This is a genomic window from Pseudomonas sp. D5(2026) (assembly GCF_057766845.1).
On the sequence record NZ_CM173421.1, the window covers coordinates 442,968 to 457,820 of the forward strand.

At 54.4% G+C, this 14,853-nt stretch carries 11 protein-coding genes, 4 tRNA genes and 3 rRNA genes; all 18 read left to right on the forward strand.

Annotation, left to right across the window (positions count from 1 at the left end; all coding sequences use genetic code 11):
- Nucleotides 1–35: 35 nt before the first annotated feature.
- Nucleotides 36–1,235 carry a tyrosine--tRNA ligase gene (gene tyrS / locus AC3B5Q_RS01985; RefSeq protein ID WP_021782738.1) on the forward strand — a complete coding sequence of 400 codons (1,200 nt, stop codon included), beginning with the start codon at nucleotides 36–38 and terminating at the stop codon, nucleotides 1,233–1,235.
- Between the two features lie 942 nt (nucleotides 1,236–2,177).
- Nucleotides 2,178–3,714, forward strand: a 16S ribosomal RNA gene (locus AC3B5Q_RS01990).
- 293 nt (nucleotides 3,715–4,007) lie between these two features.
- Nucleotides 4,008–6,900, forward strand: a 23S ribosomal RNA gene (locus AC3B5Q_RS01995).
- A gap of 130 nt (nucleotides 6,901–7,030) precedes the next feature.
- A 5S ribosomal RNA gene (gene rrf / locus AC3B5Q_RS02000) occupies nucleotides 7,031–7,146 on the forward strand.
- The 16S, 23S and 5S rRNA genes sit together here, the layout of an rRNA operon.
- A 184-nt stretch (nucleotides 7,147–7,330) precedes the next feature.
- Nucleotides 7,331–8,290, forward strand: a complete 960-nt coding sequence (gene birA / locus AC3B5Q_RS02005; protein ID WP_021785336.1) for a bifunctional biotin--[acetyl-CoA-carboxylase] ligase/biotin operon repressor BirA — start codon at nucleotides 7,331–7,333, stop codon at nucleotides 8,288–8,290.
- Nucleotides 8,280–9,029 (forward strand): pantothenate kinase, encoded by a 750-nt coding sequence (locus AC3B5Q_RS02010; RefSeq protein ID WP_021785335.1) that lies wholly within the window; start codon nucleotides 8,280–8,282, stop codon nucleotides 9,027–9,029. The genes birA and AC3B5Q_RS02010 overlap by 11 nt, the downstream gene beginning before the upstream one ends.
- Before the next feature lie 7 nt (nucleotides 9,030–9,036).
- The gene (locus tag AC3B5Q_RS02015; protein ID WP_021785334.1) at nucleotides 9,037–9,462 is read left to right on the forward strand and encodes a hypothetical protein; all 426 of its coding nucleotides are present in this window, start codon (nucleotides 9,037–9,039) and stop codon (nucleotides 9,460–9,462) included.
- Between the two features lie 152 nt (nucleotides 9,463–9,614).
- Nucleotides 9,615–9,698: transfer RNA gene (locus tag AC3B5Q_RS02020), tRNA-Tyr, on the forward strand.
- 24 nt (nucleotides 9,699–9,722) lie between these two features.
- Nucleotides 9,723–9,796, forward strand: a tRNA-Gly gene (locus AC3B5Q_RS02025).
- A 29-nt stretch (nucleotides 9,797–9,825) separates the two neighbouring features.
- Nucleotides 9,826–9,901: transfer RNA gene (locus AC3B5Q_RS02030), tRNA-Thr, on the forward strand.
- A gap of 78 nt (nucleotides 9,902–9,979) precedes the next feature.
- Nucleotides 9,980–11,173 (forward strand): elongation factor Tu, encoded by a 1,194-nt coding sequence (tuf, locus tag AC3B5Q_RS02035; protein ID WP_003255489.1) that lies wholly within the window; start codon nucleotides 9,980–9,982, stop codon nucleotides 11,171–11,173.
- Nucleotides 11,174–11,227: 54 nt separating this feature from the next.
- Nucleotides 11,228–11,303 (forward strand) — tRNA-Trp (locus AC3B5Q_RS02040).
- 44 nt (nucleotides 11,304–11,347) lie between these two features.
- Nucleotides 11,348–11,716 carry a preprotein translocase subunit SecE gene (secE, locus tag AC3B5Q_RS02045; protein ID WP_003257081.1) on the forward strand — a complete coding sequence of 123 codons (369 nt, stop codon included), beginning with the start codon at nucleotides 11,348–11,350 and terminating at the stop codon, nucleotides 11,714–11,716.
- Between the two features lie 9 nt (nucleotides 11,717–11,725).
- Nucleotides 11,726–12,259, forward strand: coding sequence for a transcription termination/antitermination protein NusG (gene nusG / locus AC3B5Q_RS02050; RefSeq protein ID WP_003255501.1), 534 nt, complete (start codon nucleotides 11,726–11,728; stop codon nucleotides 12,257–12,259).
- A 119-nt stretch (nucleotides 12,260–12,378) separates the two neighbouring features.
- Nucleotides 12,379–12,810, forward strand: coding sequence for a 50S ribosomal protein L11 (gene rplK, locus AC3B5Q_RS02055; RefSeq protein ID WP_003255500.1), 432 nt, complete (start codon nucleotides 12,379–12,381; stop codon nucleotides 12,808–12,810).
- Entirely contained in the window at nucleotides 12,810–13,505 is a 696-nt protein-coding gene (gene rplA, locus AC3B5Q_RS02060) for a 50S ribosomal protein L1 (RefSeq protein WP_003255499.1), read from the forward strand. The genes rplK and rplA overlap by 1 nt, the downstream gene beginning before the upstream one ends.
- 197 nt (nucleotides 13,506–13,702) lie before the next feature.
- Nucleotides 13,703–14,203 carry a 50S ribosomal protein L10 gene (gene rplJ / locus AC3B5Q_RS02065; RefSeq protein WP_016715872.1) on the forward strand — a complete coding sequence of 167 codons (501 nt, stop codon included), beginning with the start codon at nucleotides 13,703–13,705 and terminating at the stop codon, nucleotides 14,201–14,203.
- 77 nt (nucleotides 14,204–14,280) lie between these two features.
- Nucleotides 14,281–14,646 (forward strand): 50S ribosomal protein L7/L12, encoded by a 366-nt coding sequence (gene rplL, locus AC3B5Q_RS02070; protein ID WP_003255496.1) that lies wholly within the window; start codon nucleotides 14,281–14,283, stop codon nucleotides 14,644–14,646.
- Nucleotides 14,647–14,853: the final 207 nt, after the last annotated feature.

Genomic DNA, 14,853 nt, shown 5'->3' on the forward strand with positions numbered 1-14,853 from the left:
GGCTCCCCCTGAATCTGAGCCTTGCGGGTTTGTCTATGAAGTCGGTTGAAGAGCAGCTGGCGCTTATAAAGCGCGGTGCGGAAGAAGTACTGGTCGAGTCGGAACTGGTGGAGAAGCTCAAGCGCGGCCAGCCTCTGCGCATCAAGGCTGGCTTCGACCCTACTGCACCTGACTTGCACCTTGGTCACACGGTACTGATCAACAAGCTGCGTCAGTTCCAGGAGCTGGGCCATCAGGTCATCTTCCTGATCGGTGACTTCACCGGCATGATCGGCGACCCCAGTGGCAAAAGTGCCACCCGCCCGCCGCTGACGCGTGAGCAGGTGCTGGATAACGCCGAGACTTACAAGCAGCAGGTGTTCAAGATTCTCGATCCGGCCAAGACCGAAGTCGCGTTCAACTCCACCTGGATGGACAAGCTGACCCCAGCTGACTTCATTCGCCTGGCGTCGCAGTACACTGTGGCGCGCATGCTGGAGCGTGATGACTTCGACAAGCGTTATACCACCAACCAGCCGATTGCCATCCACGAGTTCCTATACCCGTTGGTGCAAGGCTATGACTCGGTGGCGCTGAAGGCGGATGTGGAGCTGGGTGGTACCGACCAGAAGTTCAACCTGCTGATGGGGCGCGAGCTGCAGCGCGCCTATGGTCAGGAAGCGCAGAACATCGTGACCATGCCGCTGCTCGAGGGGCTCGACGGCGTGAAGAAGATGTCCAAGTCGCTGGGTAACTATGTCGGCATCCAGGAGGCGCCGGGGGTTATGTACAGCAAGCTGGTGTCTATCCCGGATACCCTGATGTGGCGCTACTTCGAGCTGCTGAGCTTCCGCTCGATGGAAGAAATCGAGCAGTTCCGTACCGACGTTGCCAACGGTGCCAATCCGCGTGACATCAAGATCAAGTTGGCAGAAGAAATCGTTGCGCGCTTCCATGGTGAAGAGGCGGCTGCCAATGCTCATCGTGCTGCGGGTAACCGTATGAAGGAAGGTGAGCTGCCGGAGGACTTGCCGGAGATCGAAGTGGCTGCGACAGAGGGGCTGCCGATCGCTGCCGTGCTGAACCGGGCCGGGTTGGTGAAGAACTCGGCACAGGCTCGTGATTTGCTTAGTGGCGGCGCGGTGAAGGTTGATGGTGCCGTGGTCGACAAGGACTTCATGTTTGTCCTTGGTGCTACTCATGTATGCCAGGCGGGTAAGAAGTCGTTTGGCCGGGTTACCCTCAAGGCTGAGTGATTGGCTGGTGGTGTAGCTATATAGAGGCGGGGAGGCCGGTAGGTCTCCCCGTTTTGTTTTTGGGGTTTGGTTGTTGCTGTTGTAGGGGGGCTGTTTTGAGAGGGCGTTGGCTATGAGATGTGTCCGCCACCACCTTTGCAGTGCCTGTGAGATCGAGCGCCGCCCGCGCGGCGCATCGCGAGCTGCGCTCGCTCCTACGTTTGTTTCGGGCCAATTATGCCTGTGGGATTTGCGCGCGAACGCCTTGGCGCATGGCGCGATATCGCGTCGTACAAACAAGGCGGTCGCGCGCGCCTATCACAGGCGTGACTGGCCCGAAACAAACGTAGGAGCGAGCGGCAGCTCGCGATGCGCCGCGCGGGCGGCGCTCGATCTCACAGGCGCTGAATGTGTTGCGGCGAGCACCTGGTGGCCTTGATACGGTCTTCACCTGGAACATTCCAAATAAATGTAATTAAAGGTTGACGCGCTTTCGAATCCCCTTATAATGCGCCCCACTTCCAGCGACATCGGAACGAAAAACTCCTTGATATTCAACGAGTTAAGTAGTTAAGGCGAAAGCTGGAGGGGCTACGATCGAATGATCGAAAGCGGTTGAAAAGGTGGTTGACAGTGCTTCTAAGTGCTGTATGATTCGCCTCCCGCTACGAGAGATCGCAGCGAGCCAAGTGTTTGAAGCTAAACGAGTTTCTCGCAAAAAACTTCAAAATAAACGCTTGACAGGTTCTGAGGAAAGCGTAGAATGCGCGCCTCGGTTGAGACGAAAAGCTCTTAACCAAACGCTCTTTAACAAATCGAATCAAGCAATTCGTGTGGGTGCTTGTGAGTACGGACTGATAGTCAAAAAGATTATCAGCATCACAAGTGGCCATGCGAGAAATCACATAGTCATTTGAGATTGCTGAGCCAAGTTTAGGGTTTCTTAAAAACCCAAGCAGTATTGAACTGAAGAGTTTGATCATGGCTCAGATTGAACGCTGGCGGCAGGCCTAACACATGCAAGTCGAGCGGATGACGGGAGCTTGCTCCTTGATTCAGCGGCGGACGGGTGAGTAATGCCTAGGAATCTGCCTGGTAGTGGGGGACAACGTTTCGAAAGGAACGCTAATACCGCATACGTCCTACGGGAGAAAGCAGGGGACCTTCGGGCCTTGCGCTATCAGATGAGCCTAGGTCGGATTAGCTAGTTGGTGGGGTAATGGCTCACCAAGGCGACGATCCGTAACTGGTCTGAGAGGATGATCAGTCACACTGGAACTGAGACACGGTCCAGACTCCTACGGGAGGCAGCAGTGGGGAATATTGGACAATGGGCGAAAGCCTGATCCAGCCATGCCGCGTGTGTGAAGAAGGTCTTCGGATTGTAAAGCACTTTAAGTTGGGAGGAAGGGCAGTAAGTTAATACCTTGCTGTTTTGACGTTACCGACAGAATAAGCACCGGCTAACTCTGTGCCAGCAGCCGCGGTAATACAGAGGGTGCAAGCGTTAATCGGAATTACTGGGCGTAAAGCGCGCGTAGGTGGTTTGTTAAGTTGGATGTGAAAGCCCCGGGCTCAACCTGGGAACTGCATCCAAAACTGGCAAGCTAGAGTACGGTAGAGGGTGGTGGAATTTCCTGTGTAGCGGTGAAATGCGTAGATATAGGAAGGAACACCAGTGGCGAAGGCGACCACCTGGACTGATACTGACACTGAGGTGCGAAAGCGTGGGGAGCAAACAGGATTAGATACCCTGGTAGTCCACGCCGTAAACGATGTCAACTAGCCGTTGGAATCCTTGAGATTTTAGTGGCGCAGCTAACGCATTAAGTTGACCGCCTGGGGAGTACGGCCGCAAGGTTAAAACTCAAATGAATTGACGGGGGCCCGCACAAGCGGTGGAGCATGTGGTTTAATTCGAAGCAACGCGAAGAACCTTACCAGGCCTTGACATGCAGAGAACTTTCCAGAGATGGATTGGTGCCTTCGGGAACTCTGACACAGGTGCTGCATGGCTGTCGTCAGCTCGTGTCGTGAGATGTTGGGTTAAGTCCCGTAACGAGCGCAACCCTTGTCCTTAGTTACCAGCACGTAATGGTGGGCACTCTAAGGAGACTGCCGGTGACAAACCGGAGGAAGGTGGGGATGACGTCAAGTCATCATGGCCCTTACGGCCTGGGCTACACACGTGCTACAATGGTCGGTACAGAGGGTTGCCAAGCCGCGAGGTGGAGCTAATCTCACAAAACCGATCGTAGTCCGGATCGCAGTCTGCAACTCGACTGCGTGAAGTCGGAATCGCTAGTAATCGCGAATCAGAATGTCGCGGTGAATACGTTCCCGGGCCTTGTACACACCGCCCGTCACACCATGGGAGTGGGTTGCACCAGAAGTAGCTAGTCTAACCTTCGGGAGGACGGTTACCACGGTGTGATTCATGACTGGGGTGAAGTCGTAACAAGGTAGCCGTAGGGGAACCTGCGGCTGGATCACCTCCTTAATCGACGACATCAGCCTGCTGATGAGCTCCCACACGAATTGCTTGATTCATTGTCGAAGACGGTTTTTCCTGGTCAGAACCTGGAAATGAGCATTCGTATCGAATGTTGATTTCTGGCTTTTGTCAGATCGTTCTTTAAAAATTCGGATATGTGATAGATATAGACTGAACACCAGTTTCACTGCTGGTGGATCAGGCTAAGGTAAAATTTGTGAGTTCTGCTCGAAAGAGCAACGTACGAATTTTCGGCGAATGTCGTCTTCACAGTATAACCAGATTGCTTGGGGTTATATGGTCAAGTGAAGAAGCGCATACGGTGGATGCCTTGGCAGTCAGAGGCGATGAAAGACGTGGTAGCCTGCGATAAGCTTTGGGGAGTCGGCAAACAGACTGTGATCCAGAGATCTCTGAATGGGGGAACCCACTCAGCATAAGCTGAGTATCTTGTACTGAATACATAGGTGCAAGAGGCGAACCAGGGGAACTGAAACATCTAAGTACCCTGAGGAAAAGAAATCAACCGAGATTCCCTTAGTAGTGGCGAGCGAACGGGGACCAGCCCTTAAGTTGGTTTGAGATTAGTGGAACGCTCTGGAAAGTGCGGCCATAGTGGGTGATAGCCCCGTACACGAAAATCTCTTATCAATGAAATCGAGTAGGACGGAGCACGAGAAACTTTGTCTGAATATGGGGGGACCATCCTCCAAGGCTAAATACTACTGACTGACCGATAGTGAACCAGTACCGTGAGGGAAAGGCGAAAAGAACCCCGGAGAGGGGAGTGAAATAGAACCTGAAACCGTATGCGTACAAGCAGTGGGAGCCTACTTTGTTAGGTGACTGCGTACCTTTTGTATAATGGGTCAGCGACTTATATTCAGTGGCGAGCTTAACCGAATAGGGGAGGCGTAGCGAAAGCGAGTCTTAATAGGGCGTTTAGTCGCTGGGTATAGACCCGAAACCGGGCGATCTATCCATGGGCAGGTTGAAGGTTAGGTAACACTGACTGGAGGACCGAACCGACTACCGTTGAAAAGTTAGCGGATGACCTGTGGATCGGAGTGAAAGGCTAATCAAGCTCGGAGATAGCTGGTTCTCCTCGAAAGCTATTTAGGTAGCGCCTCATGTATCACTGTAGGGGGTAGAGCACTGTTTCGGCTAGGGGGTCATCCCGACTTACCAAACCGATGCAAACTCCGAATACCTACAAGTGCCGAGCATGGGAGACACACGGCGGGTGCTAACGTCCGTCGTGAAAAGGGAAACAACCCAGACCGTCAGCTAAGGTCCCAAAGTCATGGTTAAGTGGGAAACGATGTGGGAAGGCTTAGACAGCTAGGAGGTTGGCTTAGAAGCAGCCACCCTTTAAAGAAAGCGTAATAGCTCACTAGTCGAGTCGGCCTGCGCGGAAGATGTAACGGGGCTCAAACCATGCACCGAAGCTACGGGTATCATCTTATGATGATGCGGTAGAGGAGCGTTCTGTAAGCCTGTGAAGGTGAGTTGAGAAGCTTGCTGGAGGTATCAGAAGTGCGAATGCTGACATGAGTAACGACAATGCGAGTGAAAAACTCGCACGCCGAAAGACCAAGGTTTCCTGCGCAACGTTAATCGACGCAGGGTTAGTCGGTCCCTAAGGCGAGGCTGAAAAGCGTAGTCGATGGAAAACAGGTTAATATTCCTGTACTTCCAGTTATTGCGATGGAGGGACGGAGAAGGTTAGGCCAGCCTGGCGTTGGTTGTCCAGGTTTAAGGTGGTAGGCTGAAATCTTAGGCAAATCCGGGATTTCAAGGCCGAGAGCTGATGACGAGTTGCCTTTAGGCGACGAAGTGGTTGATACCATGCTTCCAAGAAAAGCTCCTAAGCTTCAGATAACTGGGAACCGTACCCCAAACCGACACAGGTGGTTAGGTAGAGAATACCAAGGCGCTTGAGAGAACTCGGGTGAAGGAACTAGGCAAAATGGCACCGTAACTTCGGGAGAAGGTGCGCCGGCGAGGGTGAAGGACTTGCTCCGTAAGCTCATGCCGGTCGAAGATACCAGGCCGCTGCGACTGTTTATTAAAAACACAGCACTCTGCAAACACGAAAGTGGACGTATAGGGTGTGACGCCTGCCCGGTGCCGGAAGGTTAATTGATGGGGTTAGCGCAAGCGAAGCTCTTGATCGAAGCCCCGGTAAACGGCGGCCGTAACTATAACGGTCCTAAGGTAGCGAAATTCCTTGTCGGGTAAGTTCCGACCTGCACGAATGGCGTAACGATGGCGGCGCTGTCTCCACCCGAGACTCAGTGAAATTGAAATCGCTGTGAAGATGCAGTGTATCCGCGGCTAGACGGAAAGACCCCGTGAACCTTTACTATAGCTTTGCACTGGACTTTGAATTTGCTTGTGTAGGATAGGTGGGAGGCTTTGAAGTGGGGACGCCAGTTCTCATGGAGCCATCCTTGAAATACCACCCTGGCAACTTTGAGGTTCTAACTCAGGTCCGTTATCCGGATCGAGGACAGTGTATGGTGGGTAGTTTGACTGGGGCGGTCTCCTCCCAAAGAGTAACGGAGGAGTACGAAGGTGCGCTCAGACCGGTCGGAAATCGGTCGTAGAGTATAAAGGCAAAAGCGCGCTTGACTGCGAGACAAACACGTCGAGCAGGTACGAAAGTAGGTCTTAGTGATCCGGTGGTTCTGTATGGAAGGGCCATCGCTCAACGGATAAAAGGTACTCCGGGGATAACAGGCTGATACCGCCCAAGAGTTCATATCGACGGCGGTGTTTGGCACCTCGATGTCGGCTCATCACATCCTGGGGCTGAAGCCGGTCCCAAGGGTATGGCTGTTCGCCATTTAAAGTGGTACGCGAGCTGGGTTTAGAACGTCGTGAGACAGTTCGGTCCCTATCTGCCGTGGACGTTTGAGATTTGAGAGGGGCTGCTCCTAGTACGAGAGGACCGGAGTGGACGAACCTCTGGTGTTCCGGTTGTCACGCCAGTGGCATTGCCGGGTAGCTATGTTCGGAAGAGATAACCGCTGAAAGCATCTAAGCGGGAAACTTGCCTCAAGATGAGATCTCACTGGGATCTTGAATCCCCTAAAGGGCCGTCGAAGACTACGACGTTGATAGGTTGGGTGTGTAAGCGCTGTGAGGCGTTGAGCTAACCAATACTAATTGCCCGTGAGGCTTGACCATATAACACCCAAGCAATCTGCTACGCAGATTGTGGTGGTGAAGACGAAAGACCCGAAAATTCGTAAGACCACAAATATCGCATATCCGAATTCGCTGGGCTGTCCATCTGGACATTCTGGCTACAGAATTTCTTGACGACCATAGAGCATTGGAACCACCTGATCCCATCCCGAACTCAGTAGTGAAACGATGCATCGCCGATGGTAGTGTGGGGTTTCCCCATGTGAGAGTAGGTCATCGTCAAGATTCATTTCGCAAAACCCCTATCTGCGCATGCAGGTAGGGGTTTTGTCTTTGTGGGCCGAAAATTCCGGGCCTGGCAGTATCTCTCTATGTGATTACGATGCGCGGCCCATCCTGCAGGCCCTTTTCCTATGCAAGCCAACAGCCCATGGCTATCATGCCTGCCTAATTCCAAGTTGAGACTGGCATGCTGAAGTTGTTGAATCTCCTCAAGGATGGTCGGTTCCATTCCGGAGAAGCTCTGGGGGCAGCCCTAGGGGTGAGTCGCAGCGCAGTTTGGAAGCAGCTGCAGCATCTGGAAAGTGAGCTGAACCTCACCATTCACAAGGTTCGTGGGCGCGGTTACCAGTTGGCCGCGCCACTGGCTTTGCTTGAGACGCAGGCAATCGCTGGGTTTGCCGCAGGTGAACAGTGGCCGATGTTCATCCACGAAACCATCGATTCCACCAACGCCGAAGGCTTGCGCCTTGCCAGTGAAGGGCAGGCGGCTCCATTCCTGGTTCTGGCCGAGCGCCAGAGCGCCGGGCGAGGTCGGCGCGGCCGGCAGTGGGTCAGCCCATTTGCAGAAAATCTCTATTACAGTCTGGTGCTGCGTGTCGATGGCGGCATGCGTCAGCTTGAGGGGTTGAGCCTGGTAGTGGGGTTGGCCGTAATGCGCACCTTGCAGGCGTTCGGGGTAAAGGATGTCGGGCTTAAATGGCCTAACGATGTGTTGGTTCGTGGGCATAAGATCACCGGGATTCTCCTGGAATTGGTGGGCGATCCTGCAGATGTGTGTCATGTAGTGCTAGGCATTGGTATCAATGTAAACATGCAGGTAAACGAGCAGGTCGATCAGCAGTGGACCTCTATGCTGCGTGAGGTAGGGGCAGCCATAGATCGTAATCACTTGGTAGCGCTGCTCAGCCAGCAGTTGCAGCACGAATTGGCGCGCCATCGCCGCTACGGCTTTGCTGCATTCCAGGAGGAGTGGGAGCAGGCGCACTTGTGGCAGGGCCGCAATGTATCGCTGGTTGCTGGTACTACACGTATTGATGGTGTGGTTCTTGGCGTCGACGGGCAGGGTGGTTTGCGCCTTGAGGTGGACGGGATGGAAAAGAGCTTCAGTGGTGGTGAGCTCAGTTTGAGGTTGCGTGATGATTCTTGAGCTCGATTGCGGTAACAGCTTCATAAAGTGGCGTGTGATCCATGTCGCCGATGCTGTGATTGAAGGTGGCGGGATCGTCGATTCCGACCAGGCGCTAGTGGCCGAAGTGGCTGCGCTTGCTTCAGTTCACCTTACGGGTTGTCGTATTGTCAGTGTGCGCAGCGAAGAAGAAACCGATGCGCTTTGCGCGGTGATCGCTGAGGCATTTGCCGTGCAGGCGCGAGTTGCTCACCCTGTCCGTGAAATGGCCGGTGTGCGCAATGGCTATGACGACTATCAGCGTCTGGGTATGGATCGTTGGCTGGCAGCGCTGGGTGCATTTCACCTGGCCAAGGGCGCGTGCCTTGTGATTGACCTGGGTACTGCGGCAAAAGCGGACTATGTGTCCGCGGACGGCGAGCATCTGGGAGGTTACATCTGCCCGGGTATGCCATTGATGCGTAGCCAACTGCGTACTCACACCCGGCGTATCCGCTATGACGATGCCTCCGCGGAGCGCGCATTGGCCAGCTTGTCACCCGGTCGCTCTACTGTCGAAGCGGTAGAGCGCGGTTGCGTATTGATGCTCCAGGGCTTTGCCTCCACCCAGCTTGAGCAGGCTCGTGTGCTATGGGGTGAGGAATTTACCGTGTTCCTCACTGGCGGTGATGCGCCGCTGGTGAGGGAGGCCCTGCCACAGGCGCGTGTCGTGCCTGATCTGGTTTTCGTTGGCCTGGCAATGGCCTGCCCATTGGATTGAGGTGCCTATGCGCTGGTTGTTTCTGCTGTTACTGGTGCTCAACGTCTTTTATTACGTATGGCATCAGCAGGAAGCCCCGCTGAAGGTCAAGGAAGTCGCCCCGTTGTCGCTGTACAAGGGGAATCAGCAAGAAATCCGTCTGTTGCGTGAAACAGGTGTGTCCGCACCACCCAAGCGTCGTGATGAGTGCCTGGTAGTTGGGGGTGTGATGGGACGGGAGCAGTTGGATGCGCTGCGTCAGCGCCTGCTGAGTCTGGATATTGCCACCTTGCCGGTGGCAGGACAGCTGCCTGGGGTGGATGGTCGCTGGCTCAAGGTTGCTCCGGAAAGCGAGCGTTTGCTGGATCAAACGGTGCTTCTGGCTCTTTCTAATGATTTCAAAGACTTAAAACATAAAATTATTTTCTGCCAGGGTATTGCAACTGGCGAATAGCTTGATAGAATGGCGCCCGCTTCACAGGGAACACCACTCAGGTGGTAGAGCTGGAAGCGGTGTCAAAGCAGCTAAGTTTCAGATTTGATTGAAAAAATTTGAAAAAACGCTTGACACTAGGACGGCAGACAAATAGAATGCCGGCCACATCTGGAGGGATTCCCGAGCGGTCAAAGGGGACGGACTGTAAATCCGTTGCGAGAGCTTCGAAGGTTCGAATCCTTCTCCCTCCACCAGTTTTAGCGAGAGCCGTAAGCTCCGCGGGTATAGTTTAGTGGTAGAACCTCAGCCTTCCAAGCTGATGATGCGGGTTCGATTCCCGCTACCCGCTCCAAGTTTGCCGGATTTTGCACAAAGTGTTTCGCTCTTGTAGCTCAGTTGGTAGAGCACACCCTTGGTAAGGGTGAGGTCAGCGGTTCAAGTCCGCTCAAGAGCTCCATATAAACAAGGCAGATATGAAAATATCTGCCTTTGTTTTATCAGCGCAAGACTATTTCTTCTGCGGAGGATTGTATCGATGGCTAAGGAAAAGTTTGATCGTTCCCTTCCCCACGTTAACGTCGGCACTATCGGCCACGTTGACCACGGTAAGACCACTCTGACCGCAGCTCTGACTCGCGTTTGCTCCGAAGTTTTCGGTTCGGCAATCGTTGAGTTCGACAAGATCGACTCGGCTCCGGAAGAAAAAGCGCGCGGTATCACCATCAACACCGCTCACGTTGAGTACAACTCGACCATTCGTCACTACGCTCACGTTGACTGCCCAGGTCACGCTGACTACGTGAAGAACATGATCACCGGTGCTGCCCAGATGGACGGCGCGATCCTGGTTTGCTCGGCCGCCGATGGTCCGATGCCACAAACCCGTGAGCACATCCTGCTGTCCCGTCAGGTAGGCGTTCCGTACATCGTGGTCTTCCTGAACAAGGCTGACCTGGTAGACGACGCTGAGCTGCTGGAACTGGTCGAGATGGAAGTTCGCGACCTGCTGTCCACCTATGACTTCCCAGGCGACGACACTCCGATCATCATCGGTTCGGCTCGTATGGCGCTGGAAGGCAAAGACGACAACGAAATGGGTACTACCGCTGTCAAGAAGCTGGTAGAAACTCTGGACAGCTACATTCCTGAGCCAGTTCGTGCCATCGATCAGCCGTTCCTGATGCCGATCGAAGACGTGTTCTCGATCTCGGGTCGTGGTACCGTTGTTACCGGTCGTATCGAGCGTGGTATCGTCCGCGTTCAGGATCCGCTGGAAATCGTTGGTCTGCGTGACACCACCACCACCACCTGCACCGGTGTTGAGATGTTCCGCAAGCTGCTGGACGAAGGTCGTGCTGGCGAGAACTGCGGCGTTCTGCTGCGTGGTACCAAGCGTGACGACGTTGAGCGTGGCCAGGTTCTGGTCAAGCCAGGTTCGGTCAAGCCGCACACCAAGTTCACCGCAGAAGTCTACGTTCTGTCGAAGGAAGAAGGCGGCCGTCACACTCCGTTCTTCAAAGGCTACCGTCCACAGTTCTACTTCCGTACCACTGACGTGACCGGTAACTGCGAGCTGCCGGAAGGCGTTGAAATGGTAATGCCAGGTGACAACATTCAGATGACTGTTACCCTGATCAAGACCATCGCAATGGAAGACGGTCTGCGCTTCGCTATCCGTGAAGGCGGTCGTACCGTCGGCGCCGGTGTCGTAGCAAAAATTATTGAATAAGTAGTTGATTTACTTGATCAGGCCGGTATAATGGCCGGCCTGATACAGCGTTACAGGTCAGTAGCTCAATTGGCAGAGCGACGGTCTCCAAAACCGTAGGTTGGGGGTTCGATTCCCTCCTGACCTGCCATTTCACCTCGGTGTGATGGCTTTCTTCTTACAGGATCCTCCTCGATGACCCCCAAAACTGAAGCCCAAGAATCGCGTTTTGATCTGTTCAAGTGGCTGGCTGTAGTGGCTTTGGTGGTTGTTGGTGTTGTGGGTAATCAATATTACTCCGCCTCTCCAATCCTGTACCGCGTTCTTGCACTTCTCGTTCTGGCTGCTGTCGCGGGCTTTGTAGCTCTGCAGACTGCGAAGGGCAAGTCGTTCTTTGCGCTGGCGAAGGAAGCTCGTACCGAGATTCGTAAAGTCGTGTGGCCGACCCGCCAGGAAACCACCCAGACCACGCTGATTGTCGTGGCTGTCGTGCTGGTTATGGCACTGCTGCTGTGGGGGCTCGATTCCCTGCTCGGCTGGGCGGTCTCCTTGATCGTTGGCTAAAGGTGTCCCGTGGCTAAGCGTTGGTATGTTGTGCATGCTTACTCGGGTTACGAGAAGCATGTAATGCGCTCTCTGATCGAGCGCGTCAAGCTGGCTGGCATGGAAGACGGTTTCGGCGAGATCTTGGTTCCGACCGAAGAAGTCGTCGAAATGCGCAACGGCCAGAAGCGCAAGAGTGAGCGTAAGTTCTTCCCTGGCTATGTATTGGTCCAGATGGAAATGAACGAAGGGACTTGGCACTTGGTCAAGGACACTCCTCGCGTGATGGGCTTTATTGGCGGTACTGCTGACAAGCCTGCGCCGATTACAGATAAAGAAGCTGAGGCCATCCTGCGTCGCGTTGCCGACGGTAGCGATAAGCCGAAGCCCAAGACACTGTTCGAGCCGGGTGAAGTGGTTCGAGTCATTGATGGTCCGTTCGCTGACTTCAATGGTAGTGTCGAAGAGGTTAACTACGAAAAGAGCCGCCTGCAGGTTGCTGTGCTCATTTTCGGTCGCTCTACTCCGGTAGAGCTCGAGTTCAGCCAGGTCGAGAAGGTCTAGGCGGACGAAGCATCCCATACCCCGCAGCCCTGTGTGCTGCGGGGTTTTGTCGTCACTGGGATAAAACGCAAGTCATCCGGGGAGCCATCAGGCGTTCGTACCCGATTTTGGAGTAGCTCATGGCTAAGAAGATTCAGGCTTACATCAAGCTGCAAGTTAAGGCCGGCCAGGCCAACCCAAGCCCACCCGTTGGTCCAGCGCTGGGTCAACATGGTGTGAACATCATGGAATTCTGCAAGGCCTTCAACGCCCGTACCCAGGGTCAAGAAGCCGGCCTGCCGACTCCAGTGATCATCACTGTCTACAGCGACCGTAGCTTCACCTTCGAGACCAAGAGCACCCCTGCCTCGGTTCTGTTGAAGAAAGCTGCTGGCCTGACCAGTGGTTCGGCTCGCCCGAACACCGTTAAAGTCGGTACCGTTACCCGTGCTCAGCTGGAAGACATCGCCAAAGCTAAACAGGCTGATCTGACTGCCGCTGACCTGGACGCTGCTGTACGCACCATCGCTGGCTCTGCCCGCAGCATGGGCCTGAACGTGGAGGGTGTGTAATGGCTAAGCTGACCAAACGCCAAAAGGCAATCGCCGAGAAAATCGAAGCAGGCAAGGCCTACAACTTCGAAGAAGCGGCAACTCTGCTGGCCTCGCTGCCCGCTGCCAAGTTCGTCGAATCCTACGACATCGCCGTTAACCTCGGTGTTGACCCGCGTAAATCCGACCAGGTCGTACGTAGCGCTACCGTGCTGCCACACGGCACTGGCAAGACCGTTCGCGTTGCTGTCTTCACCCAGGGTCCAGCTGCTGAAGCTGCTCTGGCTGCCGGCGCTGATCGCGTAGGTATGGACGATCTGGCTGCCGAAATGAAAGGCGGCGACCTGAACTATGACGTCGTTATCGCATCGCCTGATGCCATGCGCGTTGTAGGTCAGCTGGGTCAAGTGCTGGGTCCTCGCGGCCTGATGCCTAACCCGAAAGTTGGTACCGTGACCCCAGACGTAGCCACTGCCGTGAAAAACGCCAAGGCTGGTCAGGTTCGCTACCGTACCGACAAAAACGGTATTATCCACACCTCCGTTGGCAAGATCGGCTTTGAAGCTGACAAGCTGAAGGAAAACGTTGAAGCCCTGATCGCTGATCTGAAGCGTATCAAGCCGGCTTCCTCGAAAGGTATCTACGTTAAGCGCGTTACCCTGAGCACCACCATGGGCCCAGGTCTGGTCATCGATCAGAGCTCGCTGAACGTGTAAGAACATGGCGGCGCGACCAGTCGCGCCGCCAGCAAAAATTGGGGTCCCTGCCTGGCGGGGGCTATCCAAGACCGTAGGCGGCGTAAGCCTTAAAATATCAGCCCACGCAGATGGTGCTCCCGATTCGTTACCGAATCAGACACCAAAACGACATCCGGCTTCGGCCAGATGAAACGGTAAAAACCAGGAGTAAACCCGTGGCAATTAAACTCGAAGACAAGAAGGCCATCGTCGCTGAAGTCAACGAGGCTGCCAAAGTCGCTCTGTCCGCTGTCGTGGCTGATGCCCGTGGTGTGACTGTAAGCGCAATGACCGGACTCCGTAAAGAGGCCCGCGAAGCTGGCGTATACGTACGTGTAGTGCGTAACACCCTGCTCAAGCGCGCTGTTGAAGGCACCGAATTTTCGATCCTCAACGACGCGTTCAAAGGCCCGACCCTGATTGCTTTCTCCAACGAACACCCGGGCGCTGCTGCTCGTCTGTTCAAAGAGTTCGCCAAGGGTCAGGACAAGTTCGAGATCAAGGCAGCTGCGTTTGACGGCAATTTCATTGCAGCGAACCAGATCGACGTGTTGGCTACCCTGCCGACCCGCGACGAAGCTATCGCAAAACTGATGAGCGTTATTCAAGGCGCCACCAGCAAGCTGGCTCGTACTCTGGCAGCCATTCGCGACCAGAAAGAAGCTACCGCTGCCTAAGGCACGCGAATTCTTTCAAAATCATACGTTTAATTTGATGGCTGCGTAGGCTGTCACCCCAATACAGGATTTAAGTCATGTCTCTGACTAACGAACAAATCATCGAAGCAATCGGCCAGAAAACCGTTCTGGAAGTTGTTGAGCTGATCAAAGCAATGGAAGAAACCTTCGGCGTTACCGCTGCTGTTGCCGCTGCTGGCCCAGCTGCTGCTGCTGCCGTTGTTGAAGAGCAGACCGAGTTCAACGTTGTTCTGGTTGAAGCCGGCGACAAGAAAGTGAACGTGATCAAAGCCGTTCGCGAACTGACCGGTCTGGGCCTGAAAGAAGCCAAAGAGAAAGTCGACGGCGCTCCTCAGGTTGTAGCTGAAGGTGTTTCGAAAGAAGCCGCTGAAGACGCTAAGAAGAAGCTGGAAGAAGCAGGCGCTAAAGTCGAGCTGAAGTAATCTCGACCTTGCGATGCCAGCCTGAGCGTTGAGCGAAAGGCTGATGGCTGGTGGCTTATGCCACCGGCCTTTTTCCGTTATTGGTGGCCGGTTAGGCCGGTCCCGATAACGAGCTGCAAGACACCCATGTGGGTGGCGCAAACCAAGGGGTTTGCACGATTTTCTGGCTGCTCCCGCCGGGAGAAGCCAAACAAGCAGGTGACCAAG

Bases quoted from the DNA above. Each gene is read 5' to 3' on its own strand.
- tyrS (WP_021782738.1), top strand. From the start codon at position 36: ATGAAGTCGGTTGAAGAGCAGCTGGCGCTTATAAAGCGCGGTGCGGAA.
- birA (WP_021785336.1), top strand. From the start codon at position 7,331: ATGCTGAAGTTGTTGAATCTCCTCAAGGATGGTCGGTTCCATTCCGGA.
- AC3B5Q_RS02010 (WP_021785335.1), top strand. From the start codon at position 8,280: ATGATTCTTGAGCTCGATTGCGGTAACAGCTTCATAAAGTGGCGTGTG.
- AC3B5Q_RS02015 (WP_021785334.1), top strand. From the start codon at position 9,037: ATGCGCTGGTTGTTTCTGCTGTTACTGGTGCTCAACGTCTTTTATTAC.
- tuf (WP_003255489.1), top strand. From the start codon at position 9,980: ATGGCTAAGGAAAAGTTTGATCGTTCCCTTCCCCACGTTAACGTCGGC.
- secE (WP_003257081.1), top strand. From the start codon at position 11,348: ATGACCCCCAAAACTGAAGCCCAAGAATCGCGTTTTGATCTGTTCAAG.
- rplK (WP_003255500.1), top strand. From the start codon at position 12,379: ATGGCTAAGAAGATTCAGGCTTACATCAAGCTGCAAGTTAAGGCCGGC.
- rplA (WP_003255499.1), top strand. From the start codon at position 12,810: ATGGCTAAGCTGACCAAACGCCAAAAGGCAATCGCCGAGAAAATCGAA.
- rplL (WP_003255496.1), top strand. From the start codon at position 14,281: ATGTCTCTGACTAACGAACAAATCATCGAAGCAATCGGCCAGAAAACC.